Genomic DNA, 25,212 nt, shown 5'->3' with positions numbered 1-25,212 from the left:
CTCAGACCCCTGGGGCGGGCCGGTCGCCGCCGGACTGCTCGACGCGGCCGTTCCCCGTCGCCTTTCCGCGCTGCTCGATCCGCTCCGGGACGGCGCCCCCGCCCCGTCCGCCGGACTGGACGACGCTTCCCCGCTCCGACGCCTCCGCGTGCTGCTCGATGCGTGACGCTTCGCCGCCTCCGCCGGTCTGTTCGATCCGTCCGTCGTCGGAGGCGGTGGCCGTCTGGACCAGCGTTCGGGCGGGCTCGGGTGCCGGGGCTGGGGCTGGGGCGGGCTGGGGCTGTTCGCGGCCGGCCCACCAGCCGAGGCCGGCCAGTACCGCCGTGCCCGCGATGGCGCCGAAGGCGAGGGCGGTGTCGAGCCGGGCGCCGTCCTCCTGCGGGAGCCATCCCCACGGCAGCGCCCGTACGACCGCGACCCCTACTCCGAACGTGACGACCGCCGCCACCCCGGCCACCACCCACCGCACCGCACGAGACATCCGCCGCCCCCTCCTCCGACTCCCGGCCCGGACACCTCACGAGCCACCGCACCCATGGTGCCGAAGGGGCGTCGCCGCCGTCACGCCGTCCACCACATTCCGTGGCGCCTCCGGCGGGACGGCGGCGCGCGCGGTCAACGCGGGTCGGTGAAGAGGGCGTCGAGCTCGGGGAAGGGGACGGCGCCGGCGAGCGGGGCGTAGTCGCCGGTGGCGTACAGCCGCTGGGCGACGGCGCGGGCGGCGGTGTACGCGGCCTGGGCCGCGCCCGGGCCGAGGCTGACCCTCGCCACGCCCAGGGCACCCAGCTCGGGGACGGTCGGGGCGCCCGGCCCGGCCATGACGTTCAGGGGGACGGGGATGCCCGCGGCCAGCTCCCCGACGGTGGCGGGGTCGGTGACGCCGGGGACGAAGACCCCGTCGGCGCCGGCGTCCGCGTAGGCGCGCGCCCGCTCCAGGGTGTCCTTCAGACGGGTGGCGGGGTCGCCGAGGCCGCGCAGGTAGGTGTCGGTGCGGGCGTTGAGGAAGAGGGGGACGCCCGCCCGTTCCGCCGCCGACCGGGCGGCCCTCAGACGCGCCACGAGGTCGGCCGGAGGGCGGGTGCCGTCCTCGATGTTGACGCCGACCGCGCCCGCGCGCAGGACCCGCGCGACGGTCTCGGCGACCTCGGTCCCGTTCCGGCCGTAGCCGCCCTCGATGTCGGCGGTGACCGGTACGTCGACGGCCGCGGCGATACGGGCGACCAGGTCCGTCACCTGGCCGGCGGAGACGGCCTCCCCGTCCGGGAGCCCCAGCGACCAGGCCGCTCCCGCGCTGGTGGTGGCGATGGCGGGCGCCCCCGCGGCCTCGACGACGCGGGCGCTCGCCACGTCCCAGGCGTTGGCGAGGGCGAGGGGCCGGGCGGAGGAATGGAGGGAGCGGAAGAGGCGGGCCCTGTCCGCCTGGGTGCTGGTCATGGGACCAGCCAACCAGCGGACCGGGCGACGCGTCCGGCAGGAATCCGACACCGACGTCGCCGTTCGCCCGGGGCAGGGAGCCGGCCTTGCGGCTGCCTCGTCAGCCCGTGGACGACCTGGCGGGGTCGGTGACGAACGAGCCGAGCCCCGGCTCCGTGTAGATCAGGCCCTCGTCACGCAGGGCGCGGTGCACCTTCTGGCCGGTCGCCGTCGCGATGCCGAACTCGCCCTGGAGCTGGAGCACCGACGGGACCCGCGAGCGGGGCGGGTACGTGCCGTCGGCGATCCGCTGTCGCATCACCTCGGCGACCTGGCGCCAGCGCGGCTGATCAGGGGCGAAGTCCATCATCCCCTCACGCTGACCGCCCCTAGGACGCCAAGCAAGATATGCCATACCTAGCACGCCATAGCATGCTGCCTGTATCCTGCGGAAACGGCAGCCCCGAGGTCGCGTACGCGGCCCGGGGGACGCGGCGACACCCAGGAGGCCTCGTCATGCACACCCCCACTCCCACTCCCGCCCCCTCGCCCGCCCCGCTGTGCGACTACTGCGGCCGCCGCATCGACGGCGAGGTCCTCGCGATCGTCCCCCTCTCCGACTCCGGCGCCCGGCCCACCGTGTACTGGCACCGCGACCACGCCGAGTGCGCCCGGCCCCGGCCGATCAGCGTCGAGGACACCGTCCTCCAGCGCCGGCTCCGCCGCCGCCCCTGACCGCCCCCGGACCCGCGACCCCGGCCCCCGGGTCGGCCATACTGACCGGCCATGAACACCCCTTACTCCGCCACCCCGTTCACCCTCCACCGCACCGGCCCGGCCGAGGGCGTCCGGGGGGTCTTCCGCGCGCCCTCCTGGGCCGGGGACGTCCCCGGGCTCGGTGGCGTGGAGCTGCGGTACGGGGCCGCGACCGGGCGGGGGGACGCCTTCGCGCAGTTCTCCGTCCACGGCGAGCACCTGCCGCACGGGGTCTTCAGCGGGATCCGGTACGGGCACGCGCCGCTGCCCTCCCGGGCGCGCCTCCAGGTCGGGCCGCACGCCGGGACCCTGAGCCGGCGCCGCAGCGGGCTCTCCCGGGACGGGCGCGCGCTGCGCGTGGGGCTCGGCGAGCGGGCGTACCGGTACCGGCAGGGGAGGAGCAAGCGCGTCCACGAACTCCTGCGGCCGGGCGTCCTCGTACGGGTCACCCGGGACGACTGGTACCGGCCGCAGCGCCTCGACGTCCACGTCGAGGGGGCGGCCGACGGCCTCGACCTCTCCCTCGCCCTGCTGCTCCAGGGCGTCTACACCCGGCACCTCTCCCAGGGCGGCCGCTGGTTCTCCCTCCCCTCCCGCTTCCTCAACCGCATGCCCGACATCTCCTGAGGCCGCCCGCTACTCCTCTCGCTCCAGCGCGCGCCGGGCCCGGTCGAGGTTCCGGCGCGCCGCCGCCTCGTCGGCGCGGCTGCCCCCCGCCCGGAAGCGGTCGGCGGCCTGCTCGTGGGCGACGGCCGCCTCGGCGAAGCGGCCCGCTTCCCCGAGGGCGAGGCCCAGGTGGTCGAGGGACCGGGCTTCGCCGTCGAGGCTGTGCGCCCTGCGGTAGGCGCCGAGCGCCCGGGCGTGGGCGGCGGCCGCCTCGGTGAAGCGCCGGGCCTCGTGCAGGACGAGGCCGAGGGCGTCGAGCGCGCTGCCCTCCTCGTGGAGGCTGCCGACCGCCCGGTAGATGTCGGCCGCCTCCGTGAAGGCCGCGGCGGCCTCGTCGTGACGTCCCCCCACCCACCGCTCGGCACCGCGCTGCTCCAGCTCCCGTGCCGGGGCGAGTTCCCGCAGGCGCGCGATCTCGCGGGAATCGAGCGCGCGGTGGTCGAGCGCGTGCGGTACCCCTCGTCCCCACCCGGAGTCCGCCCGGTCGACGACCACCGGGCCGCCGCCCCGGAGCGCGGCGGCCACGACGTACTCGTCGGCCGCGTGCGTGTCGTGGAGGTGGCGGGTCCGGCGCAGGTAGGCGGAGATCGCCGTGGCCAGGCGCAGGGCCGTGAGGGGGGCCTCGGTGGTGGCGAGGGCGATCGCCTGTACGAGGTTGGGGCGTTCGGCCTCCAGCCACGCCAGGGCCGCGGCGCGGCCGGGGCCGTCGTCTTCCGCGCGCAGCCGCCTGTCGGCCTCCTCGCAGGACTTCAGGTAGTACGTCAGCAGCCGGTCCCGGGCCGCCTCGTGGTCCTGGACCCGGCCCGGACCCTCGCGGAGCTCGGCGTCCGCGCGGCGCTCTGCGGCGTACAGGCGGAGCAGGTCGTGCATGCGCCAGCGGCCGGAACCGACCGGCTGCTCGCCGAGGAGGCAGGCCCGGGCGAGCGCGGCGAGGCTGCCGCGGGTCTCCCGCGCCGGCCGGTCGGTCAGGGCGGTGGCCGCCTCGGTCGACAGGTCGGGGCCCGGGTTGAGGGACAGCAGCCGGAACAGCCGGGCCTCCGGCTCCCGCAGCCGCCGGTACGAGAGGCCGAAGGCGGTGCGGACCGCGAAGGAGCGGCCGTCGCCGTCCTCGTACCGCAACTCCCTCAACCGGGTCCGCGCGTCCGAGAGTTCGTGCGCCAGCGCGCCGACCCGCAGGCCGGGGTCGTAGGTGAGGAGGGCGGCCGCGATCGTCAGGGCGAGGGGCAGCCGGCCGCAGCGGACGGCCACCTCCTCCAGCGCCCGGGGCTCCTCCCCGACGCGCGGGTCGGCGGGGTCGACCTGGGCGAGGGCGGTGGCGAGCAGGGCGGTGGCCGAGGCGGTGTCGAGCTCGTCCAGGGGGAGGAGCCGGGGTCGGAAGTCGGGGTCCGTGAGGGCGTGGCGGGAGGTGGCGAGGAGGCGGTGGGCGGGGTGGGCGGGGGTGAGGGGGGCGAGTTGGGCGGTGGTCGAGGCGTCGTCGGCGACGATCAGGACCGGGCCGTGTCGGTCGGCTCGGCGGGCCAGTTCCGACCGGTACAGGGCGGCTTGTTCCTCCGGTGTCGGTGGCAGGTCGTCGTCGCGTACGCCCAGTGCTCGGAGGAGCGCCTCCAGGGCCTGCTCGGGGGCCACCGCGCCGGCCGGGTCGTAGCCGCGCAGCCGTACGAAGAGCGTTCCGCCGGGGAAGTGGCCGAGGGCCACGGCCCGGTGGGCGGCGTGCAGGGCCAGTGCGGTCTTGCCGACGCCCGGGAGGCCCGTCACCACCGTCACCGCCGGCCCCTCCGGGCCCAGGGACCTCAGGAGCGCGGCGGTCGGGCCCTCCCGGCCGGTCAGGGCCGGGGCCGGCGGGAGGGCGGCCAGGGCGCGGGGGGCGGGGCCGCCGCCCGGGGCCCAGACGTGCTGGGTCTCGATGACGTTCTGGGTCTCGATCCGCGAGAAGTGCTGGTCGTGGCCGGCCTGGTAGGTCCGGCCGTCCCCGGACGCCTGCGCCCACTGCCGGACGGGCCCGGGGGAGGGCGGGGCGGCGGGTGGAGCGACGGGCGGGGCGGACGACGGGGCGGCGGACGGGCGGGCCGATGGGATGGCGGACGGGCGGGCCGATGGGCCGGATGCCGGGGCGGGTGTCGGTGCGGAGGCAGGGCCGGGGGCCGGGGCGCGGTCGTGCCGCTCCTCCGCCGCGTCGCGGCCGTGCCGCCCTTCCGCCGCCCCCGCGTCCGGGCCGTACGGCTCGTCGTCCTCCACCGGCTCAGTCCCCGTCGATGTGCTGGTCGCCCCCGGCCTGGACGATCCGCCCCCGGCCGGACGCCTCCGCGCGCTGCTCGATGCGTGACGCTTCGCCGCCTCCGCCGGTCTGTTCGATCTGTCCGTCGTCGGAGGCGGTGGCCGTCTGGATCAGCGTTCGGGCGGGCTCGGGTGCCGGGGCCGGGGTTGGGGTGGGTTGGGGCTGTTCGCGGCCGGCCCACCAGCCGAGGCCGGCCAGTACCGCCGTGCCCGCGACGGCCCCGAAGGCGAGGGCGGTGTCGAGCCGGGCGCCGTCCTCCTGCGGGAGCCAGTCCCACGGCAGCGCCCGTACGACCGCGACCCCTATTCCGAACGTGACGACCGCCGCCACCCCGGCCACCACCCACCGCACCGCACGAGACATCCGCCGCCCCTCCTTCGACTCCTGGCCTCCCGGCCTCAGTTGTACGGACTCAGGCGCTCGGCTTCCAGAGCGTGACGCGCAGGGAGATCTGGGTCGGCGGGTCGGGTAGGCCGCCCTTCTTGCCGCCGATGAAGCCGGTGATCGTGACCCGGGCGACGTTGCCCTGGTCCGTGAGGACGCAGAGCACCGTCCCCGAGGGCAGCGTCCAGTCCTCCATCTCCGCCTCCGTGAAGCCGCCGACCTGCGCCGACCTCGCGCAGTCCGCGGCGTTGTCCGACGGGTCGGTGGGCTGGAGCTGGGCCGCGTTGCGGCCGTTGCGCAGGGACAGGAAGCCCCGCTCCTGGCTCTGGTAGGTCAGGTCGGCCAGGACGGGCACGCCGGTCTGCTCGGCCTTCTCCTTCTCCGCGTTCCACTCCTCGTAGGAGAAGCGGCGGGTGGCCGGCACGTCGAAGTCGATCGAGCCGACGTCGTCCCCGGGCGGGAGGCCCAGCGACATCGCCTGGTCCTCGTAGAAGACCTTGTACGACCGGGAGGCCGGCGGCGCGGAGGCGGCGGCCCCGCCGTCGGTCGCCGTCGGCGTCCCGGAGGGCGTGGTGCCGGACGGGTCCGGCTGCTCCGTGGACGCCTGCGACGGTTCCTGAGTCCGCGTCGGCTCCTGGGTCGGCTCCTGGGTCGGGTCCTGCGTCCCGGTCTGGGACTGGGCCGGCGGCTTCGCGTTCCCCGTCCCCTTCCCGTCGTCGGACAGCAGGGAGGGAAGGACGGCGGCGGCCAGCGTGGACACGCCGACGATCACCGCGCCGATGACCGTGACCTTCCCGCCCTCGCTCAGGCTTCCGAACCATCCCCGCCGAGGCGGCTGCGGGGGCGGCCCTCCCGCCGGGGAACTCGGGTACGCGTGGGGAGGGTTGTTCGGTGGCGTGGGTGCCGTGGACACCGATGCTCCTTGCTTCTCAGGGGCTTCTCAGGGGCTGCTCAGAACGGCGATCGCGGGTGGCCCACGGACTTTACCGCGCGTCGCCCGGAACCTCCGTCCGGTTACCGCCGACGCGGACAGCCGCCCCGAGCTGGGGAGTTCACCCGACGAGCGCGACCAGGAGACCCCGGCCGGCGGCCGCGCCCGCCCCGCCCGCCGACCTGTCCACCACCGCACCCGCCGACCCGCCCACCGCTCCGCCCGCCGACCCCTCCCTTCACCGTCCCGCCCACTGCTCCGCTCACCGCCCCGCCCACCGGTGCGTGCGCCCCCCTCTCGGCCCGCCCCCTCAGCCGCCCGCTTCCGCCGGTCTCGCCGACCCCGCCCATCCCGCTCATCCCGTCAGCCCCGTCAGCGCCGCGCGGATCTCCGTGGTCATCCGGTCCGGGCGGGTGAAGACCTCCCGGGCGGTGAAGCGCAGCACCCGGCGGATCTCCGGGCAGGACTGGAGCGCGTTGAAACGCGCGACGTCCCGTTCGTGCGCCCGGCGCGTGCCGTGGTACGCGTACCCCTCCACCTCCACCGCCAGGCCCTCCGCCCGGAAGAGGAAGTCCGGGCGGAGGGGACGGCCCCCGGGCGTCCGCAGCGGCGGCTGGCACTCGGGGAAGAGGGCCGCGTCGGCCATCCGCAGCCGGGCCACCGTCTCCGCCGGCGAGCCCGCCGCCGGGTTCGTCAGCGGCAGCCAGGCCCGGGCGCGCGGCGCCCCCGGCCGCCGTACCGCCAACTGCGCGGCCAGCTCCTCGTACCGGACCAGCGGTCCCCTCCGTACGCCCTCCACCACCCGGTCGGACAGCGCCGAGTCCGCCGCCACCACCGCCTCCTCCCGGTTCCCGCACGCCCGTATCAGGTCCGCGACCGTCCGCGCGGCCGTCGTCACCCGCAGGCCCCGGCGCAGACAGACGTCCTCCGGCGGGAGCGAGGCCCGGGAAGCGGACGGCACGCGCGTCCCCGCCAGGAGCTCGATCCGGTGCAGCCGCGCGGCCGTCCCGTGACCGCACACCCGCCCGGGGCGCAGCAGTTGGAGCGCGGTCTCCCGGACCCGCCAGTCCGTCTCCTTCCCCGGCACCGCCCACGCGCCCCGGCAGATCCGCTGCCAGCCGTCCCGCCGCAGCCGCGCGGCGAGCCGGCCCGGCGGCCAGCCCGCCGCCAACGCCCAGACCGTCAGAAGGACCCCGCCCCGGGCGAGGATCGCCAACTCGTACATACGCCCAACGATCCACGGAAGAGCGACACTTCGCACCCCCTGTGGAAAACCCGGCGAAAGTTGTCCCCAGGAAAAAGCAAAAGTGTCGGGACGGGGCCTCGGGGGAGGAGCATTCTGGACCGAAACACCACAACGCTCCGGGGCAGGGCCGTCGATGCAGCACACCAGACCACCGACCAGCAGTTCGCCGACCAGCGGCCCTCAAGCCGCCGACACACCGACGGGCGTGCAGCTCGTCCATGACCTCCTCGTCCACGTCCCCGCCTTCCGGGGCGCCTACGAGAACCACGTCTTCCGGCAGGGCGGAGTCCTGCCGAACGTCTTCTTCTGGGACGTCGTCCAGGGAACCGTCCGCTCCTTCCTGACGGATCTGGCGAACCTGGCGGAGCTGACGGGCAGGGCGGAGCTGACGGGCAGGGCGGAGCCGACGGACCCGGCGGTGGGCGGGGAGCCGGACTGGCGCCGCACCCTCGACTTCCTGGAGGAGCGGAGCAGCCGTGGCGACGCCGCCGTCGACGAGGTGATCGTGACCTCCTTCCTCGGCGACCTGCCCTCCCCGGGCGAGCCCGGCCACGGGATCGTCCGGCAGCTCGGCCCGGTGATGGCCGCGAGGTTCGACCGCATAAGGCCCCGCGGCTGACAGGCCCCGCGGCTGACAGGGCCCACAGCCGGCCGGGCCCGGCGTCGGCCGGGCCCGGTGCCGACCGGGCCCGGTGCCGACCGGCTCCGGAGCTGAACGAGGCTTCGATCACAGGTCAGTTGGGTAGCTTCCCGGGGATCGTCCGAGGTGCCCGGGAGGCGGAAGAGTGCTGAGCGACGACGACGTGCTGGCGGCGGTGCGTCACCGCCTCGGGGAGGGCGGCGCGGCCTTCCCGGCCGAGGGCGTCCGCATCACCCGGCACCTCCTCGTCGACGGGAGGATCGTCCGCTGCGTGGAGACCAGGACGGAGCGCCCCGGCTTCCACAAGGGGCCCGTCGACCTCTCCGGGCGGCCCGAGTACGACGGCGACCTGCGCCGCCACCCCGTACCGGCGCCCGAGGACACCACCGCCCGCACCACCCTGGAACTGGTGCGGCACGGCACGGTGGACGACCGGGCCTGCGACTGCGGCAACGGCAAGGCGCACTGCCGGCGCTGCGAGGGCACCGGCGAGCTGGCCTGCCGGCCGTACGTGCCCTGCGGCACGTGCAAGGGGATCGACCCCTGCCTGCGCTGCGACGGCACCGGCCGCCGCACCCGCGGGCCCGTCGAACCGCCGGAGGAGGAGAAGGACGGGCGCGTCGCCTGCCGGAAGTGCGGCGCCCCGGACGCGGCCTGCGCCACGTGCAAGGGGCGCGGCCGGGTCCAGTGCCCCAAGTGCGACGGCTCCGCTTCCGTCCCCTGCCCCGACTGCGGGCGGGCGGGCACCGTGCGCCACGACTACTGCGGCGGCACCGGCCGGGTCGTGAGCTGGACCGAGGGGATCGTCGACCGGAGGCCGGTCGAGGACCCGATCGAGGAGTACGCCTCCCTGCCCCGCCGGGTACGCCGGCGGGCCCGCGGCCGCGGCGACTGGGCGCACCTCCGCGTCGACGCGGCGGAGGCCGCCCCGCCGGACGGCACCGCGAAGGAGCTCGTCGCCTTCCTGGAACCCCGGCTCCAGCGGCGCGAGGACGAGATCGCCCGGCGGATCGACCTGCGGCACCTCACCCTCGCCCGCGTCACGCACCCCGCCCACCCCCACCGCGTGTACTTCGTCCTCCCCGAAGCCGGCGCGTCCGGCCCGTCCGGCGCTCCCGGCGCGCTCGGCGTCGTCACCACCGCCTCCCCGCGGCGGAACCGGCAGTACGCGGGCGCCGCGCTGCTGGCGCTCGCGCTCCTCGCCGCGCTCTCCTGGCTCCTCGCGTAACCCGTCGGCCGGGGCCGGGGCGGCCGGAACATCTCGGGATGATCGACCGCATGCCCCCGCCGACCCCCCGCTCCTCCCCGCTGCCCACCCCCACCGCGTCCACAACCGCCGCGTCCACCCCCACCGCGTCCACGCCCGCCGCGCCCGGTCCCGCCTCGTCCACGCCCACCGCGTCCACCCCCGGCGGGGGCGGCCCGTCCCCCCGCTCCCCGCTCCTCCTCGCCCTCGGCGGCTACGCCGTCACCCGGCTCCTCGGGCTCGCCGCCCTCGCCGTCGCCGCCGCCGCGACCGGCGAGGACGGCTTCCACCGGCTGAGCGGGCGCTGGGACGCGGTCTGGTACGCGCGGATCGCCGAGCACGGGTACGGGTACCAGGTCACGCTGCCGAACGGGGACGTCCACTCCGACCTGGCGTTCTTCCCGCTCCTGCCGGCCCTGGAGCGGGCCCTGTCGGCCGTCCTGCCGCTCGACGCGGCCGGCGCCGGGCTGCTGGTCTCCTGGACCGCCTCCCTCGCCGCCGCCTGGGGGATCTTCCGGTGCGGCGAGCACGTCGTCTCGGCGCGCGCCGGGATTCTTCTCGCGGTGCTGTGGGGGGCGTACCCGACCGCGTTCGTGCAGTCGATGGCGTACACGGAGACCCTGTTCACCGCGCTCGCCGCCTGGTCGCTGTACGCGGTGCTGCGCGGCCGCCCGCTCCTCGCCGGCCTCCTCTGCGCCCTCGCCGGACTCACCCGGCCGACCGCCGCCGCGCTGATCGCCGCCCTCGTGATCAGCGCGGCGGCGGCCCTGGTCCGGGACCGGCGGCTGCCGTGGCGGACCGTCGCCGGGGTGCTGATCGCGCCGCTCGGCCGGCTCGGGTACGTCGTGTACGTCGGCGTCCGCGAGTCGAGCGCCACCGCCTACTTCGACGTCCAGGCCGCGTGGGGCAACTCCATCGACGGCGGGGTCGCCCTCGCCCGCTTCATCGCCTCCCTGCCGTGGCCGGCGGCGCTCGGCCTGTGCGCGGCCCTCGCGCTCCTGGCGTGGCTGGTCGCGCTGGGCTTCCGGCAGCGGCAGCCGCTGCCGCTGCTCGTGTACACGGTCGGCGTCGTCGTGGTGTCGCTGGTCGGGGCCGCGTACTTCGGCTCCCGGCCGCGCCTGATGATGCCCGCCTTCGGGCTGCTGCTGCCGCCCGCCGCCGCGCTCGCCCGGCTGCGCACCCGCACCGCCGTGCCCGTCCTGTCCGCCCTCGCCCTGGCCTCCGCCGTCCACGGAGCCCTCACCCTCCTGGGCCCGGGCCCGCCGTGACCGCGCCGGCCGGGCCCGCCGTGACCGTCACCCGGACCCCCGGCCGCACCCCCCACCCCGTCAGCGCGCCCGCCTCCGCCTCCAGGACGTGCCGGGCGCGGAGGCGGGGCGGTCCGAACCGGCCGGGGCGCATGGTGACCACGGCGAGCACCCGCAGGCGCCGGTCCAGATAGGCCACGTCGAGGGGGAAGCGCATCCCGAAGGTGTGGACGCTGTTCGCCGGGGTGAGGAGCATCGCTCCCGCGATCCCGTCCCGGCCGAGCAGCCCGCGCCGCCGCGCCCGGTACGAGGCCGCGATCTCCAGCGGGACCGCCGCGCCCCCCGGCACCGCCAGCGTCCCCGTCCCGTCCCGCCAACTCCGCCCCATGGCCCCGACCTTAGCCCTAGGGTCGGCCCGTGTACGCCTCGCTGATCGTCCTCGCCGCCCTCTGGGGAGCCGCCGCCGGGCTGCTCGTCCCGCGCGCCGCGTACCGGCTCTCCGTGGAACCCGAGGAGCCGTGGCGGGAGCGCTGTCCGGCCGGGCACCCGCTCGCCGGGCCGGGGCGCGGCTGGCTCGGCGGGCCCGGCCGGGACGCGTGCGCGACGACCCCGGTGCCGCTGGCCGCGCCGCTGCTGACCGCGCTGGTCTGCGCGCTGCTGGCCGCCGCCACCGGCGGGCCCCGCCCGGAGCTCGCGGTGTGGCTGCTGGCCGCGCCCTTCGGGGTGCTGCTCGCCTGCGTCGACGTCCGCGTGCAGCGGCTGCCGGACGGGCTGACCCTGCCGCTCGCGCTCGCCGTCCCGCTGCTCCTGGGGGCCGCCGAGCTCCTCCCGTACGACGCCGGCTCCTGGGCCCACGCCCTGCTCGGGGCCCTCGCGCTCGGCGGCGGCTACCTCGTGCTGCACCTGATCAGCCCGCAGGGCCTGGGCTTCGGCGACGTGAAGCTGGCCCTGCCGCTGGGCGCCGCGCTCGGCTGGTACGGCTGGGGCGTGCTCTTCGCCGGCGCCTTCCTGGGCTTCCTGCTCGGCGCGGGGTACGGCTTCGGGCGCGTCCTGCTCGGGCGGGCGGCCCGCACCTCCGCGATCCCCTTCGGTCCCTTCATGCTGGCCGGCGCCCTCCTGGGCCTCGCCCTCGGCGCCTTCACCGCCGTCCCCTGAACCGGCCCGGCGCCCCGGCCCGCCGCCGGCCCGGCGCCTCCGCAGCGCCACCGGCCCGTAGCGGAGCGCCACCGCACCCCCGCCGACCTGCCGCTCGTCAATGCCGCGCCGGTGCCGGGCGGTCCCCCGTGGGAGGGACGGAAGACCGCCGCCACGCCGGGGCGCAAACCCGCCACGGAGGCTCGGATCCCTTGTGGCGCTTGGGATCCGGGGAAATCCGGGCCCTTCGTTCGGCGCACGTGGCGCGCCGCACGACCGTCGAAGGGTTATGGTGGAACCCCCCCCTCGGGCCGGTCCGTATCCCCCCCACGGACCGGCCCGTTTTCTTTTCCCGGAGCCGGCGGCCCCGCGAAGCCGGCGGCCCCCCGGAGCCGCCCGCCCTCGGGGCCACCGCCCCCGCGCCGGGGTCAGCCCCGGCCGGCCCAGATGTTGGTGCCCGCCGTGTCGACGGCGAAGGAGTCGATCTCCTTCAGCTCCTCGTCGGTCAGCGGGGCGGCGGCCAGCGCCGCCACGTTCTCCTCCAGCTGGGCCACGCTCGACGCGCCGATCAGGGCCGAGGTCATCCGCGGGTCCCGCAGCACCCACGTCAGCGCCAGCTGGGCCAGCGACTGGCCGCGCCGCTCCGCGATGTCCGCGAGGCCGCGCAGCCGGCGCAGCACCTCGTCGGAGAGCAGGTTCGGGTCGAGGGACTTGCCCTGGGTGGCCCGGGAGCCCTCCGGGATGCCCTTCAGGTACTTGTTGGTGAGCAGGCCCTGGGCCAGCGGCACGAAGGAGATGCAGCCCATGCCGGCCGTCTCCAGGGTGTCGAGCAGGCCGTCGTCCTCGATCCAGCGGTTGATCATCGAGTACGAGGGCTGGTGGATGAGGGCCGGGACGCCCATCTCCTTCAGCAGCCGCGCGGCCTCGGCGGTCTGCTCCGCGTTGTACGAGGAGACGCCGACGTACAGCGCCTTGCCCTGCCGGACCGCGGAGGCGAGCGCCCCCATGGTCTCCTCCAGCGGGGTCTCCGGGTCGAAGCGGTGCGAGTAGAAGATGTCGACGTAGTCGAGGCCCATCCGCTTCAGGGAGGCGTCGAGCGAGGACATCAGGTACTTCCGGGAGCCCCACTCGCCGTACGGGCCGGGGTGCATCAGATAGCCGGCCTTCGTCGAGACGATCAGCTCGTCCCGGTAGGGCGCGAAGTCCTGGGCGAAGATCTTCCCGAAGTTCAGCTCGGCCGAGCCGGGCGGCGGCCCGTAGTTGTTCGCCAGGTCGAAGTGGGTGACGCCGAGGTCGAAGGCGCGGCGCAGGATCGCCCGCTGCGAGTCGAGCGTGCGGTCGTCGCCGAAGTTGTGCCACAGGCCCAGGGAGACGGCGGGGAGCTTGAGCCCGCTGCGGCCCGAGCGGCGGTACTCCATGGAGTCGTAACGGTCCGCGGCGGCGCGGTAGAGGGGGGAATCAGTCACGTATCTCTGCTTATCACGGACTTGTGACAGTCCCGTAGGGAGTTGTGACACGCCCGGACTGGGACCCTTCATCCGTGCGCAGTAGTGTGGCGGCTTGCGAACCGCCCGCCCATGGAGGGGTAAAGAACAGTGAACCTGCGCGACCTGGTGTACGGGCTCTACGCACGCCGGGTGGAAGGCCGTCTCGACCACGATCAGGTGCCCAAGCACATCGGCGTCATCCTCGACGGCAACCGTCGCTGGGCCAAGGCGTCCGGCGGGACCCCCGAGCAGGGACACAAGGCCGGCGCGGACAAGATCCAGGAGCTGCTCGGCTGGTGCGCCGAGACCGACGTCGAGGTCGTCACGCTCTGGATGCTCTCCACGGACAACCTGAACCGCCCCGAGGAGCAGCTCGTCCCGCTGCTCGGCATCATCGAGAACGCGGTGACGGCGCTGGCCGCCGACGGCCGCTGGCGGGTGCACCACGTGGGCACCATGGACCTGCTGCCCTCCCGGACCCAGCGGGTCCTGAAGGAGGCCCAGGAGGCCACCCGCACCAACACCGGGATACTGGTCAACGTCGCCGTCGGTTACGGCGGCCGGCAGGAGATCGCGGACGCGGTCCGCTCGCTCCTCCTGGACCACGCCGAGCGCGGCACCAGCTTCGAGGAGCTGGCCGAGACCGTCTCCATCGACCTCATCTCGGAGCACCTGTACACGCGCGGGCAGCCCGACCCGGACCTGGTCATCCGCACCAGCGGCGAGCAGCGCCTCTCCGGCTTCATGCTGTGGCAGAGCGCCCACTCGGAGTACTACTTCTGCGAGGTCCACTGGCCGGCCTTCCGCAAGGTCGACTTCCTGCGGGCGCTGCGCGACTACGCCGCCCGGCACCGCCGCTACGGCACCTGAGGCCCGCGCCCCCTCCGCGCGGGAACGGGCCCCGGAGGAGTCACCGGACGTTCACGAACGCGCCGTCATATGCCGTGGCATGGCGAGGAGTGTTCAAGGGAATAAGCCTGGTGAAGTGAGCGGCACGGAGACCGCCACCCGGGAGGCCCCTTGCACCAGGACGACCGTGCGGGAGACGCGCGGGAGAAGCGGAGGGCCGGTGTTCGGCCCGTGCAGGGCGGTCCGATCCCGGTCCCATTCCGCCGCGACAACGGTTCTTCCGTCGCACCCCGGCCTTTTTCGGGTCTTCAGAGGGGGTCTGTCCTTCCGTGGTGACCAGCACGAAGCGCCGCCTTTCCGACCGGCGCACCTATGTTCTCGACACCAGCGTCCTGCTCGCCGACCCCAAGGCGGTGTCCCGCTTCGAGGAGCACGAGGTCGTGCTCCCCATCGTGGTGGTGACCGAGCTGGAGGCGAAGAGGCACCACCCCGAGCTCGGCTACTTCGCCCGCCAGGCGCTGCGCCTGCTGGACGACTTCCGGGTCCGGTACGGACGTCTGGACGCCCCCCTGCCCATCGGGGACCTCGGCGGCACGCTGCGGGTCGAGCTCAACCACTCCGACCCCGGTGTCCTGCCGGCCGGCTACCGGCTCGGCGACAACGACTCCCGGATCCTCGCGGTCGCGCGCAACCTCCAGGCGGAGGGGTACGACGTCACGGTGGTCTCCAAGGACCTGCCGCTGCGCATCAAGGCGTCCTCGGTGGGCCTGCTCGCCGAGGAGTACCGCGCGGAACTCGCCATCACGGACGCCAACGGCTGGACCGGCATGTCCGAGCTGAGCCTCTCCGCGGAGCAGATCGACCTGCTCTACGACGAGGAGCGGCTGTACGTGCCCGAGGCGGCCGAGCTGCCCGTGCACACCGGTCTGGTGCTCCAGTCGGAGCGCGGCAAGGCGCTCGGCCGGGTCGGCGCCGACGGGAACGTGCGGCTTGTCCGCGGCGACCGGGAGGCCTTCGGGATCCGCGGTCGCAGCGCCGAGCAGCGGATCGCGCTCGACCTGCTCCTCGACCCGGACGTCGGGATCATCTCGATGGGCGGCCGGGCCGGCACCGGCAAGTCGGCGCTCGCGCTCTGCGCGGGCCTGGAGGCGGTCCTGGAGCGCCGTCAGCACCAGAAGGTGATGGTCTTCCGTCCGCTGTACGCGGTCGGCGGGCAGGACCTCGGCTACCTGCCGGGCAGCGAGTCGGAGAAGATGAGCCCCTGGGCGCAGGCGGTCTTCGACACCCTGTCGTCGGTCGCCGGGCGCGAGGTGATCGAGGAGGTGCTGTCCCGGGGGATGCTGGAGGTCCTCCCGCTCACCCACATCCGGGGCCGCTCGCTCCACGACGCCTTCGTCATCGTGGACGAGGCCCAGTCCCTGGAGCGGAACGTCCTGCTGACCGTTCTGTCCCGTATCGGGGCGAATTCGCGGGTGGTGCTCACCCATGACGTCGCCCAGCGGGACAACCTGCGGGTGGGGCGGTACGACGGAGTCGTCGCCGTGGTCGAGAAGCTGAAGGGGCATCCGCTCTTCGCCCACGTCACGCTGACCCGCTCCGAGCGGTCCCAGATCGCCGCCCTGGTCACCGAGATGCTGGAGGACGGGCACCTGTAAGCCCGATTCGTACCGTTTGGCTCCCGTACGGGAGTTGGCGCCGCCCGGCAAAGCGCAGGAGCTTAGCCGGGCGGCGTCCCCGTGTCCGCAACATCCGTCAAAACACCGGCGTCCGCCGGGGTGTGAGCTTTCACACGCAACACGGAATTGCCTTGCGGCGTCCGCGTCCGGCAAAGTCTTGCTTCCGTCAGGCCCCGCGTACGGCACCCGTGCACCCTCGAACGATTTCGACGGCGCACACCGCAGCACCGCACAACTCCACATACGCCGCCGTACGCCGCCCACAGCACCACGGGCCCGTGTCTTCTGTGACCCGGTACGACGAAGACCAGCGCCAGGGGCACGATTTCGCCCGCGTGGTCACCGATGCGGGCGATGCTGGAAGGAAACCGTGTGAGCCGGATCTCGGTCCGGGGATTCGCGGTGGCGTCTGCCACCGCGGTCACCACCGTCGGCGCCGTCGTCGGAGTTGCCACGGGCAACGCCGCCCAGGCCACCTCTGACGACAACTTCGAGGCCGCCGCGGCCGACAGCACGCTGCTCGCGGACATCCCCGCGGGCGCGCAGGCCCAGGTACAGGTCGCCTCCCTCGCGGAGCAGGCCGACGTCCAGGCCGCCGCCGCGGACGCCACCGCGCGCAAGACCGCCGAGGAGGCCGCCCGCCTCAAGGCCGCCCAGGACGCCGAGGCGAAGAAGAAGGCCGCCGACGAGAAGGCCGAGCAGGAGCGCAAGGAGCGCGAGGAGCGGGAGGCCCGCGAGAAGGCGGAGCAGGAGCGCGCCAGCCGCGACGCCGCCCGCGACGCGTCGAGCTTCGCCGCCCAGGGCTCGTACTCCATCTCCGAGGTCAAGGCGATCGCCCGCCAGATGATCCCGGCCTCGCAGTTCCAGTGCTTCAGCAACATCGTGGACCACGAGTCCGGCTGGAACTACCGGGCGGTCAACCCGTCCTCGGGCGCCTACGGCCTCGTCCAGGCGCTGCCCGGCTCCAAGATGTCCTCGGCCGGCGCCGACTGGCAGACCAACCCCGCCACCCAGATCAAGTGGGGCCTCAGCTACATGGACGGCCGCTACGGCAGCCCCTGCGGCGCCTGGTCGTTCTGGCAGGCCAACCGCTGGTACTAGACCGGCGCGCGCTCAACCCCGGCAAGCCCCGCACCGTCCTACGGTGCGGGGCTTCCTGCGTGTAGGTTGCCAGGGACCGGACGGGGGGAAGAGGAACGAGATGTCGAGACTGCCAGGATGGCTGCGCCGGCTGGGCGAGGCCGTCAGCCGCGTCGGCACGGAGCTGGGCGCCCGGCGCGCCGAGGCCGCGCGGGACGAGGAGCCCGGACCGCCGTACGGGCGGCCGCCGCTGACGCCGGCTCCGGAGGCCGCTCCGGCGGCGGCGGAACCGGCCGGCCCGTCCGACGCCGCCGGGGCCGGGAGCCGTACCATCCCCGCGCCCCCGGCGTACGCCCCCGACGTGCCCGCCCGGCCGGACCCGGTCTCCGCCGTCCCCTGGGGCCTGCGGGTCGCCGCCGAGGCCGGCTGGCGGTTCCTGGTGCTCGCCGGGACGGTCTGGGTGCTGATGCGGGTCATCAGCTCCGTCCAGCTCGTCGTCCTCGCCTTCGTCGCCGCGCTCCTGGTGACCGCCCTGCTCCAGCCGACCGTCGCCCGGCTGCGGACCATGGGCGTGCCGCGCGGGCTCGCCACCGCCATCACCGCCGTCTCCGGCTTCGTCGTGATGGGGCTGGTCGGCTGGTTCGTGGTCTGGCAGGTGATGGACAACATCGACAACCTCACCGACCGGGTCAGGGACGGCATCGAGGAGCTCAAGCGCTGGCTCCTCGACAGCCCCTTCCACGTGACCGAGCGACAGATCAACGAGATCGCCAAGAACCTCAGCGACACCATCGGCGCCAACGCCGAACAGATCACCTCCGCCGGCCTCCAGGGCGTGACCGTGATCGTCGAGACCATGACCGGCATCCTGCTCGCCATGTTCTCCACCCTCTTCCTGCTCTACGACGGGAAGAAGGTCTGGGAGTGGACGCTCAAGCTCGTCCCGGCGCAGGCCCGGCCGGGCGTCGCGGGCGCCGGGCCGCGCGCCTGGCGCACCCTCACCGCCTATGTGCGCGGCACCGTCCTCGTCGCCCTCATCGACGCCGTCTTCATCGGCCTCGGCCTCTACTTCCTCGACGTGCCGATGGCGGTCCCGCTCGCCGTCTTCATCTTCCTCTTCGCCTTCATCCCGCTCGTCGGCGCCGTCATCTCCGGCACCCTCGCCGTGCTGGTCGCCCTGGTCACCAACGGCCTGGGCACCGCGCTCGGCGTGCTCCTGGTGGTCCTCGCCGTCCAGCAGATCGAGGGCCACGTCCTCCAGCCGTTCATCCTCGGCCGGGCCGTCCGCGTCCATCCGCTGGCCGTGGTCCTCGCGGTCGCCGCCGGCGGACTGACCGCCGGCATCGGCGGAGCCGTCGTCGCCGTCCCGCTGGTCGCGGTCGCCAACACCGTCGTCGGCTACCTGCGGGCGTGGAGCCACGAACCGGCCCTGCTCAGCACCCCCGAGCCGCGCGGCGCGACCGCCTTCGGAGTGGCGCCGACACCCGCGCCCGGCTCGCCGGAGAGGAAGGGACAGGCGTGATATCGGAGCCCGAACTGGAGGGCGGCGCCCCCTTCGACACCGTCGAGGTGGTCACCGAGGAGCGCGGACCGCGCCCGCCGCGGGACCGCCGCCCCTGGCTGTGGGGGCTCGGCGGGGCGGTGCTCGCCTCGGCGGTGTGGGCCGGCGGGCTGTACGCGTACGGACAGCGGGCGGAACCGGGGCCGGACCTGGGCGGTCACGGAACGGTCGACGACCTGTGCGAGCGGGCCGAACTGGAGGGCCTGGGCGCGGTCCTCGGCGAGCGGGGCCAGGCCGGCGGCGGCCCGGACCTGGACCACCCGGCGCTGGAGCAGAGGTCCTGCTCGGTCAACTTCGGCGAGGGCGACCGCGAGCAGACCGTCACCATCACGTACATCCTGCACCGGAAGACCGACCCGGGGCCCGAGTTCGAGGCGATGGCGAAGTACTTCGAACTGACGGAGCCGATCGCCGGCGTCGGCGAGCAGGCGTTCTTCGGCGACCGGGGCGAGGACGGCGGGGTCCTGCGGGTCCTCGACGGCCAGGCGGTCCTGGAGCTGGAGGTCTACCGCACGTACTACGAGACCGAGGACGGCGAGGTCGTCGAGCGCGGCGCGCCCGACCTCTCCGGGATCGACGTCCCGCTGACCCAGGACGCCCGCGCGCTCCTCGCGGCGCTCAAGAAGTAGCGGCACGCGGAGAAGGGCCCCGGAGCACTCGGCTCCGGGGCCCTTCTCGCGTACGGCTCCGCCGGCTACTCGGCGAGGACGGCCTCCGCGTCCAGGGTGACGGCGACCGCCTGGATCACCGCGGCGATCTTGAACGCCTCCTGGATGGTCTCGCGGTCGACACCGGCCTTGCGCAGCACCTGCTCGTGCGAGTCGAGGCACTGCCCGCAGCCGTTGATCGCGGAGACGGCCAGCGACCAGAGCTCGAAGTCGACCTTCTCGACGCCCGGGTTGCCGATGACGTTCATCCGCAGACCGGCCCGCATCGTCCCGTACTCGGGGTCCGACAGCAGGTGCCGGGTCCGGTAGAAGACGTTGTTCATCGCCATGATGGCGGCGGCGGACTTGGCGGCCTGGTACGCCTCGGGCTTCAGGTTCGCCTGGGCCTCGGGCTCCAGCTCCTTCAGCACCTTCGGCGAGCGCGAGGCGATCGCGCAGGCCAGCACCGTGCCCCACAGCTGCTGCTGCGGGAGCTCGCTGTTGCCGATGACCGAGCCGAGGTTCAGCTTCAGGTCCTTGGCGAAGTCCGGTACGGCGGCCTTCAGCTCATCGAGGGCCATGCTCACTCACCGGCCAGGAGCTTGCCGGCGTCGAGGGTGTCCTCGCCCTTGTTCCAGTTGCAGGGGCACAGCTCGTCGGTCTGCAGGGCGTCGAGGACCCGCAGGACCTCCTTCGGGTTACGGCCGACGGAGCCCGCGGTCACCATGGTGAACTGGATCTCGTTGTTCGGGTCCACGATGAAGACGGCGCGCTGGGCGAAGCCGTCCGCGCCCTCGACGCCGCAGTCGCGCATGAGCTCGTGCTTCGAGTCGGCGAGCATCGGGAAGGGCAGGTCACGCAGGTCGGCGTGGTCCTTGCGCCAGGCGTGGTGGACGAACTCGGAGTCGCCGGAGACGCCGAGGATCTGGGCGTCGCGGTCGGCGAACTCGTCGTTCAGCTTGCCGAAGGCGGCGATCTCGGTCGGGCAGACGAAGGTGAAGTCCTTCGGCCAGAAGAACACCACGCGCCACTTGCCCTCGTAGGACTTGTGGTCGATCTGCTCGAACTCCTTGCCGCTCTCCAGCGACACGCAGGCGGTCAGGTCGTAGGTGGGGAACTGGTCACCGACAGTGAGCACGCGCTCTCCTTGCAAGTCGGAAGGGTCCCTTTTGGGGGCTTCCATGAGGGTTGGACGGCTCACAGCATGGCACGCAGTGCATTGATCAGTGAAATAGCTAGAGTGGACCGTGTTGATCGAAGGTGGTTATCAGTGGCATCCCCGTACGGCCCTCCGCACGCCCCCCAGCGCGCCAAGCAGCCCAGTCTTTCCCAGCTCAGGGCCTTCGTGGCGGTCGCCGAGCATCTGCACTTCCGGGACGCGGCGGCGGCCATCGGGATGAGCCAGCCCGCGCTTTCGGGCGCGGTTTCGGCACTCGAAGAGGCACTCGGTGTCCAGCTCCTGGAGCGGACCACCCGGAAGGTGCTGCTGTCGCCGGCGGGGGAGCGGCTCGCGGCGCGGGCGCGGGCGGTGCTCGACGCGGTCGCCGAGCTGATGGACGAGGCGGAGGGGGCGCGCGCCCCCTTCACCGGGGCGCTCCGGCTCGGCGTCATCCCGACCGTCGCGCCCTACCTGCTGCCGGCGGTGCTGCGCCTGGTCCACCGCCGCTACCCGGAGCTCGACCTCCAGGTCCACGAGGAGCAGACCTCCTCGCTCCTGGAGGGCCTCGCCGCCGGCCGCCTCGACCTGCTGCTCCTCGCCGTGCCGCTCGGAGTGCCCGGCGTCGCCGAACTCCCGCTCTTCGACGAGGACTTCGTGCTCGTCACCGCGCAGGGGCATCCGCTGGCCGGACGGGACGACATCCCGCGCGAGGCCCTCAAGGAGCTCCGGCTGCTGCTCCTCGACGAGGGGCACTGCCTGCGCGACCAGGCCCTCGACGTGTGCCGGGAGGCCGGGCGCGAGGACGGCGCCGAGGTCACCACCACCGCGGCCGGCCTGTCGACCCTGGTCCAGCTGGTCGCCGGCGGGCTCGGCGTGACGCTGCTGCCGCGCACCGCCGTCACCGTCGAGACCGCCCGCAACCCCGCCCTGTGCACGGGCTCCTTCGCCGCCCCGGCCCCCTCCCGCCGGGTCGCCCTCGCCACGCGGGCCGGCGCGGCCCGGCAGTCCGAGTTCGAGGAGCTGGCCGGGGCCCTGCGCGAGGAGCTGGAGACGCTTCCCGTCCGGGTGCTGGGCCCGGACGCCTGAGCGCGGGGCGCGGGTTCCCGGCACCCCCCGGTGCCGGGAACCCGCGCCCCGTCCCCGTGCCGCCGCCCCGTACATCCGGTCGGCGGGTTACTCGGTGCGCAGCCCGTCCGCGCGCATCAGCCGCCACAGCGGAGGCAGGCTCAGCAGCGTCACCGCGGCGATCAGCGCCAGGCCGATCCCGGTGACCGGCAGGAAGGCCCACCAGTCCCGGACCGCCTGGCCGGTCGTCCGCAGCAGGACGAGGCCGAGGGCGAGGCCGCCGGCCACCGACAGGGCGAGGCCGAGGAGGATCGGCACCGCCGTCTGCCACAGCACCGACCAGCCCAGGGTGGAGCGCCGGGTGCCGAAGGCGACGAGCGAGGAGAGCAGCCGCCGGCGCTCCCTGAGCTGTTCCAGGGTGGTCACCAGGAGGGAGGCCGCCACCAGCAGCATCGTCAGGGCGGAGCCGACCAGGATGCCGGTGCGGACGCTGGAGAACGCCGCGTCCCGCTCGACGTCCTTCAGGTCGCGGACCCAGGAGGCCGGGTCGATCGCCGCCGCCGCGTTCCGGACGTGCTCGGCGGCGTCGGGCACCGCCGGGTCGAGCCGGACCATGGTCTGGGTGTCCGGCTCGTCGAGCAGGCGCGTGTCGATCGCCCCCGGGGTGGCGAGGACGCCGTACCGGTACATGCCGGTCGGGTCCGGGCGGGAGTCCACGATCCGGGCGTCGGCGGGAACGCGCCACAGGGGCGGGGCGCCGGCCCCGGGGCGCTCCGGCGCGTCCGGGTGCGGGTGCGGGTCGCGCAGCGCGACCACGGCGCCGGGCCGGGCGGCCCGGGTGACGTAGGAGTCGTCCGGGTTGCCCTGGGCGCCGTGCGCGAGGAAGACGAAGACGTCGCCGTCCGCGCAGGAGGGCAGCGTCGCGTACTCCCGCAGGGAGGCGCAGTCGCCGACCCGGATCGAGGTCGCCGGGGCGAACTCCTCGCCGTCCTTCAGGGGGCCGGGCCGCCACAGGGTCGACTCGACGGTGCCGATCGCGCCGGCGACGCCCTCGGTCCCGGCGATCCGGGCGATCGTCGCGCGGGCCTCGCCGGCGTCGCGCGCGTCGATGCCGATCGCGATCCGCGCCCGGGAGGTGTCCTCGCCGGTGAGCCCCGTGAACTCGTGCTCCATCGCCTGGAAGAGCATCTGGAGCGCGATCGCCCCGGTCGCGGCGACCACGATCCCGCTGACCGCGCGGGCCGCCGTGCCGCTGCTCATCTGGAGCCTGCGGACGGCGAGCTGCCAGGCCACGGGGCCGCCGCGGAGCCGCCGCACGCACGCCTCCACCAGCCACGGCAGGAGGGTGACGAGGCCGGTCAGGGCGAGCGTGGTGCCGGCCGCGAGCCCCACGGTGTCGACCCCGGACTGCCGGATGTCGATCGCGCCGAGGGAGGGCGCGAGCAGGCCCGCTCCGGCCAGGAGGATCAGCAGCCGCCACCCCAGCCTGCGGCGGCGCGGCGCGGAGTCCCGGACGACGCCCAGCGGTTCGATGGTCACCCCGCGCAGCGCGACGAGGGTGACCACCACCGAGGCGACCGGGATCGTGACCAGGACCAGCCCGGCGAGCACGGGCAGCGGGGTCACGTCGGAGGGGTAGGCGTTGACGTCCCAGAGGGTGAAGGAGCCGGCGAGCCGCCGGGCGACCGCGAAGAGCCCGAGGCCGGTCAGGAGGCCGAGCAGGGCGCCCGCGAGGGACTCGCCGGCCGCGATTCGCCGGGTGGTGGCGGCGTCCGCGCCGACCAGCCGGAGCGCCGCGAGCCGCTGGTCGCGCTGGTCGCCGCCGAAGCGGACGGCCGTCGCGATGAAGACGAGGACCGGCAGCAGCAGGACCACGCAGGCGACGACGACGAGGAGGATCAGGAAGGCGTTCATCGGCTCCTCGGGCACCGACCAGCCGAAGCGCGTGCCGCGCCCGTCGAAGTTGCTCTCGGTGAGGAAGCCGACGTGGGCGACGTACCGCAGCTCGGCCGGTCCGATGAGCCCGGCCGGACCGATGGTCCCGGCCACCTCGTAGGGGAGCCGTTCCTTGAGCAGGGCCCCGTCGGGGGAGTCGAGCAGCTCGCGGAGGGCGGGGGAGACCAGCATCGTGCCGGCCTCGGGGAACGCGGTCGCGCCCGGTGGGACCGGCGGGGCGTCGCCCTCGGGCTGGAGCAGCAGCCCGGTGACCGTGTCGTCCCGGTAGACCGTGGAGCGCCCGAGGTGGAGGAAGGAGTCGGGGCGCGGGGAGGTGACCTGCTCGCTGCCGTCGACGGCGCGGACGGACTCCCGCACCTCCCGCTGGAAGAGCATCTCGGGCAGGGACGCGGCGAGCAGCAGCAGGGCCACGCCGAAGCCGACGCCGGTCGCCGTCAGCAGGGTGCGGAGCAGGCCGGGGCGGCCGCCGGCGATCGCGAACCGGGCGCCGAACGCCAGGTCGCGGAGCCAGACGCGGAGCCTCATGCCGCCCACTCCGCGTCCCGGACCGACCCGTCCCGCACGACGACCTCGCGGTCGGAGTACGCGGCGACGCGGGCCTCGTGGGTGACGAGGACGACGGCGGCGCCGGTGTCCCGGGAGGCGTCGGTGAGCAGCCGCATCACCCGCTCGCCGTTGAGGGAGTCGAGGGCGCCGGTCGGCTCGTCGGCGAAGATCACCCGCGGGGCGGTGACGAGGGCGCGGGCGACGGCGACCCGCTGGCCCTGGCCGCCGGATATCTCGCCGGGGCGCTTGCCCGCGGTGTCGTCGACCTCCAGCCGGGCCAGCCACTCGACGGCCCTGGCCTCGGCGGCCTTCCGCTTCTCGCCGTTCAGCCGGAGCGGCAGGGCCACGTTCTCCGCGCAGGTCAGCTCGGGGACGAGCCGGCCGAACTGGAAGACGAAGCCGAAGTCGGTGCGGCGCAGGGTGCTGCGCGCGCCGTCGGAGAGGCCGGTCAGCTCGCGGCCGTCGTAGACGATCGAGCCCGCGTCGGGGCGGACGATCCCGGCCAGGCAGTGCAGCAGGGTGGACTTGCCGGAGCCGGAGGGGCCCATGACGGCGACGACCTCCCCGGCGCGCAGGGCGAAGTCCGCGCCCGAGAGCGCGGCGGTGGGGCCGTACGCCTTGGTCAGGCCGGTGGCGCGGAGGAGCGCGGTGCTCATCGGCGGACCTCCGCGGCGAGCGCGTCGAGGCGGGCGGCGGTCAGCTCCAGCCAGCGCAGGTCGGCCTCCAGGTGGAAGAGGGCGTGGTCGCAGATGAGCTGGTCGGCGAGGTCGCCGTCCCGCTTGCGGCGGGTCAGCTCGCGCATCAGGCGCAGGTGTTCGGCGCGCTGGGTGTCGAGCAGCTCGGCGGCCCCGCGGCCGGTCAGCAGGGCGAGGACGACCTTGGTGTAGAGCGTGGACTGGAGGTACGGCTCCGGCTTCTCGGGGGTCGCGAGCCACTGGGAGACATCGGTGATGCCGGCCTCGGTGATCGCGTACCGCTTGCGCTCGGGGCCGCCGCCGGGCTCGATGCCGTCGACGACGACCAGCCCGTTCTTCAGGAGGCGGGACATCGTCGAGTAGACCTGGCCGTAGTGGAGCGGCCGGTCGTGGCCGAAGCGCTCGTCGAAGGCGCGCTTGAGGTCGTAGCCGTGGCGCGGGCCCGTTTCGAGGAGGCCGAGGAGGGTGTGACCGATGGACATGGGCGCCACTGTACATGGTGTGTATACGCACGATGTATAGCCGCACGGCGTCGGCCGCGGAGAGCGCGCAC

26 protein-coding genes are annotated in these 25,212 nt (G+C 74.7%); 12 read left to right on the top strand and 14 right to left on the bottom strand.

The genetic code is table 11. From position 1 onward, the window contains the following. Position 1: 1 nt before the first annotated feature. The 3 genes from AB0E83_RS03035 to AB0E83_RS03025 all read right to left on the bottom strand — a co-directional run bounded on the left by AB0E83_RS03035 (position 2) and on the right by AB0E83_RS03025 (position 1,783). Positions 2 to 481, bottom strand: coding sequence for a hypothetical protein (locus tag AB0E83_RS03035; RefSeq protein WP_362104947.1), 480 nt, complete (start codon positions 479 to 481; stop codon positions 2 to 4). A 134-nt stretch (positions 482 to 615) separates the two neighbouring features. Next, positions 616 to 1,434 carry an isocitrate lyase/phosphoenolpyruvate mutase family protein gene (locus AB0E83_RS03030; RefSeq protein WP_362104944.1) on the bottom strand — a complete coding sequence of 273 codons (819 nt, stop codon included), beginning with the start codon at positions 1,432 to 1,434 and terminating at the stop codon, positions 616 to 618. A 100-nt stretch (positions 1,435 to 1,534) separates the two neighbouring features. After that, entirely contained in the window at positions 1,535 to 1,783 is a 249-nt protein-coding gene (locus AB0E83_RS03025; protein WP_362104941.1) for a GntR family transcriptional regulator, read from the bottom strand. Between the two features lie 146 nt (positions 1,784 to 1,929). On the opposite strand from AB0E83_RS03025, the gene AB0E83_RS03020 reads away from it, so the two are divergent. After that, complete coding sequence (locus AB0E83_RS03020) at positions 1,930 to 2,148, top strand: hypothetical protein (protein ID WP_362104938.1); 219 nt, start codon at positions 1,930 to 1,932, stop codon at positions 2,146 to 2,148. A gap of 51 nt (positions 2,149 to 2,199) precedes the next feature. Then, a complete protein-coding gene (locus AB0E83_RS03015; protein WP_362104935.1) occupies positions 2,200 to 2,796 on the top strand; it encodes a hypothetical protein in 597 nt (198 codons plus the stop codon). A gap of 9 nt (positions 2,797 to 2,805) precedes the next feature. Here AB0E83_RS03015 and AB0E83_RS03010 read toward each other — a convergent pair whose 3' ends face one another. From AB0E83_RS03010 to AB0E83_RS02995, 4 genes are all read right to left on the bottom strand, one after another. After that, complete coding sequence (locus tag AB0E83_RS03010) at positions 2,806 to 5,070, bottom strand: AAA family ATPase (RefSeq protein ID WP_362104932.1); 2,265 nt, start codon at positions 5,068 to 5,070, stop codon at positions 2,806 to 2,808. A 4-nt stretch (positions 5,071 to 5,074) separates the two neighbouring features. Beyond that, positions 5,075 to 5,473: a hypothetical protein gene (locus tag AB0E83_RS03005; protein WP_362104929.1), complete on the bottom strand. Its 399-nt coding sequence runs from the start codon at positions 5,471 to 5,473 to the stop codon at positions 5,075 to 5,077. A gap of 49 nt (positions 5,474 to 5,522) precedes the next feature. Continuing rightward, entirely contained in the window at positions 5,523 to 6,254 is a 732-nt protein-coding gene (locus AB0E83_RS03000) for a hypothetical protein (RefSeq protein ID WP_362104926.1), read from the bottom strand. Positions 6,255 to 6,780: 526 nt separating this feature from the next. Then, a complete protein-coding gene (locus tag AB0E83_RS02995) occupies positions 6,781 to 7,650 on the bottom strand; it encodes a hypothetical protein (protein WP_362104923.1) in 870 nt (289 codons plus the stop codon). A gap of 226 nt (positions 7,651 to 7,876) precedes the next feature. Between AB0E83_RS02995 and AB0E83_RS02990 the strand changes: the two genes are divergently transcribed. The 3 genes from AB0E83_RS02990 to AB0E83_RS02980 all read left to right on the top strand — a co-directional run bounded on the left by AB0E83_RS02990 (position 7,877) and on the right by AB0E83_RS02980 (position 10,825). Beyond that, positions 7,877 to 8,290 carry a hypothetical protein gene (locus AB0E83_RS02990; protein ID WP_362104920.1) on the top strand — a complete coding sequence of 138 codons (414 nt, stop codon included), beginning with the start codon at positions 7,877 to 7,879 and terminating at the stop codon, positions 8,288 to 8,290. Positions 8,291 to 8,456: 166 nt separating this feature from the next. After that, entirely contained in the window at positions 8,457 to 9,539 is a 1,083-nt protein-coding gene (locus AB0E83_RS02985) for a hypothetical protein (protein WP_362104917.1), read from the top strand. 50 nt (positions 9,540 to 9,589) lie between these two features. Beyond that, positions 9,590 to 10,825, top strand: a complete 1,236-nt coding sequence (locus AB0E83_RS02980) for a hypothetical protein (protein ID WP_362104914.1) — start codon at positions 9,590 to 9,592, stop codon at positions 10,823 to 10,825. On the opposite strand, the gene AB0E83_RS02975 is transcribed toward AB0E83_RS02980, so the two are convergent. Further along, the gene (locus tag AB0E83_RS02975; RefSeq protein WP_362104911.1) at positions 10,797 to 11,192 is read right to left on the bottom strand and encodes a DUF192 domain-containing protein; all 396 of its coding nucleotides are present in this window, start codon (positions 11,190 to 11,192) and stop codon (positions 10,797 to 10,799) included. The genes AB0E83_RS02980 and AB0E83_RS02975 overlap by 29 nt on opposite strands. A gap of 29 nt (positions 11,193 to 11,221) precedes the next feature. Between AB0E83_RS02975 and AB0E83_RS02970 the strand changes: the two genes are divergently transcribed. Next, positions 11,222 to 11,959, top strand: coding sequence for an A24 family peptidase (locus AB0E83_RS02970; protein WP_362104909.1), 738 nt, complete (start codon positions 11,222 to 11,224; stop codon positions 11,957 to 11,959). 407 nt (positions 11,960 to 12,366) lie between these two features. Here AB0E83_RS02970 and mgrA read toward each other — a convergent pair whose 3' ends face one another. Next, entirely contained in the window at positions 12,367 to 13,404 is a 1,038-nt protein-coding gene (gene mgrA / locus AB0E83_RS02965) for an L-glyceraldehyde 3-phosphate reductase (protein ID WP_362104906.1), read from the bottom strand. A gap of 129 nt (positions 13,405 to 13,533) precedes the next feature. On the opposite strand from mgrA, the gene AB0E83_RS02960 reads away from it, so the two are divergent. The 5 genes from AB0E83_RS02960 to AB0E83_RS02940 all read left to right on the top strand — a co-directional run bounded on the left by AB0E83_RS02960 (position 13,534) and on the right by AB0E83_RS02940 (position 19,220). Beyond that, positions 13,534 to 14,295 (top strand): isoprenyl transferase, encoded by a 762-nt coding sequence (locus AB0E83_RS02960; RefSeq protein WP_362104903.1) that lies wholly within the window; start codon positions 13,534 to 13,536, stop codon positions 14,293 to 14,295. Between the two features lie 308 nt (positions 14,296 to 14,603). Further along, the gene (locus tag AB0E83_RS02955) at positions 14,604 to 15,929 is read left to right on the top strand and encodes a PhoH family protein (RefSeq protein ID WP_362104900.1); all 1,326 of its coding nucleotides are present in this window, start codon (positions 14,604 to 14,606) and stop codon (positions 15,927 to 15,929) included. A gap of 393 nt (positions 15,930 to 16,322) precedes the next feature. Continuing rightward, positions 16,323 to 17,051 carry a transglycosylase SLT domain-containing protein gene (locus AB0E83_RS02950; protein WP_362104897.1) on the top strand — a complete coding sequence of 243 codons (729 nt, stop codon included), beginning with the start codon at positions 16,323 to 16,325 and terminating at the stop codon, positions 17,049 to 17,051. A 100-nt stretch (positions 17,052 to 17,151) separates the two neighbouring features. Then, entirely contained in the window at positions 17,152 to 18,552 is a 1,401-nt protein-coding gene (locus AB0E83_RS02945) for an AI-2E family transporter (RefSeq protein ID WP_362104894.1), read from the top strand. Then, entirely contained in the window at positions 18,549 to 19,220 is a 672-nt protein-coding gene (locus AB0E83_RS02940; protein ID WP_362104891.1) for a hypothetical protein, read from the top strand. The genes AB0E83_RS02945 and AB0E83_RS02940 overlap by 4 nt, the downstream gene beginning before the upstream one ends. A gap of 65 nt (positions 19,221 to 19,285) precedes the next feature. On the opposite strand, the gene AB0E83_RS02935 is transcribed toward AB0E83_RS02940, so the two are convergent. Beyond that, entirely contained in the window at positions 19,286 to 19,819 is a 534-nt protein-coding gene (locus AB0E83_RS02935; RefSeq protein ID WP_030498144.1) for an alkyl hydroperoxide reductase, read from the bottom strand. Positions 19,820 to 19,821: 2 nt separating this feature from the next. Then, positions 19,822 to 20,376: a peroxiredoxin gene (locus AB0E83_RS02930; protein WP_362104887.1), complete on the bottom strand. Its 555-nt coding sequence runs from the start codon at positions 20,374 to 20,376 to the stop codon at positions 19,822 to 19,824. Between the two features lie 132 nt (positions 20,377 to 20,508). Between AB0E83_RS02930 and AB0E83_RS02925 the strand changes: the two genes are divergently transcribed. After that, positions 20,509 to 21,483: a LysR substrate-binding domain-containing protein gene (locus AB0E83_RS02925; RefSeq protein ID WP_362104884.1), complete on the top strand. Its 975-nt coding sequence runs from the start codon at positions 20,509 to 20,511 to the stop codon at positions 21,481 to 21,483. Positions 21,484 to 21,570: 87 nt separating this feature from the next. On the opposite strand, the gene AB0E83_RS02920 is transcribed toward AB0E83_RS02925, so the two are convergent. The 3 genes from AB0E83_RS02920 to AB0E83_RS02910 are packed head-to-tail and all read right to left on the bottom strand — an operon-like array spanning position 21,571 to position 25,141. After that, entirely contained in the window at positions 21,571 to 23,943 is a 2,373-nt protein-coding gene (locus tag AB0E83_RS02920; protein WP_362104881.1) for an FtsX-like permease family protein, read from the bottom strand. Beyond that, positions 23,940 to 24,620 carry an ABC transporter ATP-binding protein gene (locus AB0E83_RS02915; RefSeq protein WP_362104878.1) on the bottom strand — a complete coding sequence of 227 codons (681 nt, stop codon included), beginning with the start codon at positions 24,618 to 24,620 and terminating at the stop codon, positions 23,940 to 23,942. The genes AB0E83_RS02920 and AB0E83_RS02915 overlap by 4 nt, the downstream gene beginning before the upstream one ends. Then, positions 24,617 to 25,141, bottom strand: a complete 525-nt coding sequence (locus tag AB0E83_RS02910; protein WP_362104875.1) for a PadR family transcriptional regulator — start codon at positions 25,139 to 25,141, stop codon at positions 24,617 to 24,619. The genes AB0E83_RS02915 and AB0E83_RS02910 overlap by 4 nt, the downstream gene beginning before the upstream one ends. Positions 25,142 to 25,212 lie beyond the last annotated feature (71 nt).

Origin of the sequence: Streptomyces sp. NPDC035033, from assembly GCF_040636735.1 — a bacterium.
Taxonomy (GTDB): Bacteria; Actinomycetota; Actinomycetes; order Streptomycetales; family Streptomycetaceae; genus Streptomyces.
Note: the sequence above shows the minus strand (reverse complement) of the source record. Positions and strands in the feature narration are given on the sequence as shown.

Excerpts from the sequence above, each read along its gene's own strand:
- AB0E83_RS03005 (WP_362104929.1), bottom strand. The coding sequence starts at position 5,473 with ATGTCTCGTGCGGTGCGGTGGGTGGTGGCCGGGGTGGCGGCGGTCGTC.
- AB0E83_RS02975 (WP_362104911.1), bottom strand. The coding sequence starts at position 11,192 with ATGGGGCGGAGTTGGCGGGACGGGACGGGGACGCTGGCGGTGCCGGGG.
- AB0E83_RS02915 (WP_362104878.1), bottom strand. The coding sequence starts at position 24,620 with ATGAGCACCGCGCTCCTCCGCGCCACCGGCCTGACCAAGGCGTACGGC.
- AB0E83_RS03035 (WP_362104947.1), bottom strand. The coding sequence starts at position 481 with ATGTCTCGTGCGGTGCGGTGGGTGGTGGCCGGGGTGGCGGCGGTCGTC.
- AB0E83_RS02920 (WP_362104881.1), bottom strand. The coding sequence starts at position 23,943 with ATGAGGCTCCGCGTCTGGCTCCGCGACCTGGCGTTCGGCGCCCGGTTC.
- AB0E83_RS02980 (WP_362104914.1), top strand. The coding sequence starts at position 9,590 with ATGCCCCCGCCGACCCCCCGCTCCTCCCCGCTGCCCACCCCCACCGCG.
- AB0E83_RS03030 (WP_362104944.1), bottom strand. The coding sequence starts at position 1,434 with ATGACCAGCACCCAGGCGGACAGGGCCCGCCTCTTCCGCTCCCTCCAT.
- AB0E83_RS02945 (WP_362104894.1), top strand. The coding sequence starts at position 17,152 with ATGTCGAGACTGCCAGGATGGCTGCGCCGGCTGGGCGAGGCCGTCAGC.
- AB0E83_RS02935 (WP_030498144.1), bottom strand. The coding sequence starts at position 19,819 with ATGGCCCTCGATGAGCTGAAGGCCGCCGTACCGGACTTCGCCAAGGAC.
- AB0E83_RS02910 (WP_362104875.1), bottom strand. The coding sequence starts at position 25,141 with ATGTCCATCGGTCACACCCTCCTCGGCCTCCTCGAAACGGGCCCGCGC.
- AB0E83_RS03020 (WP_362104938.1), top strand. The coding sequence starts at position 1,930 with ATGCACACCCCCACTCCCACTCCCGCCCCCTCGCCCGCCCCGCTGTGC.
- AB0E83_RS02995 (WP_362104923.1), bottom strand. The coding sequence starts at position 7,650 with ATGTACGAGTTGGCGATCCTCGCCCGGGGCGGGGTCCTTCTGACGGTC.
- AB0E83_RS03025 (WP_362104941.1), bottom strand. The coding sequence starts at position 1,783 with ATGATGGACTTCGCCCCTGATCAGCCGCGCTGGCGCCAGGTCGCCGAG.
- AB0E83_RS03015 (WP_362104935.1), top strand. The coding sequence starts at position 2,200 with ATGAACACCCCTTACTCCGCCACCCCGTTCACCCTCCACCGCACCGGC.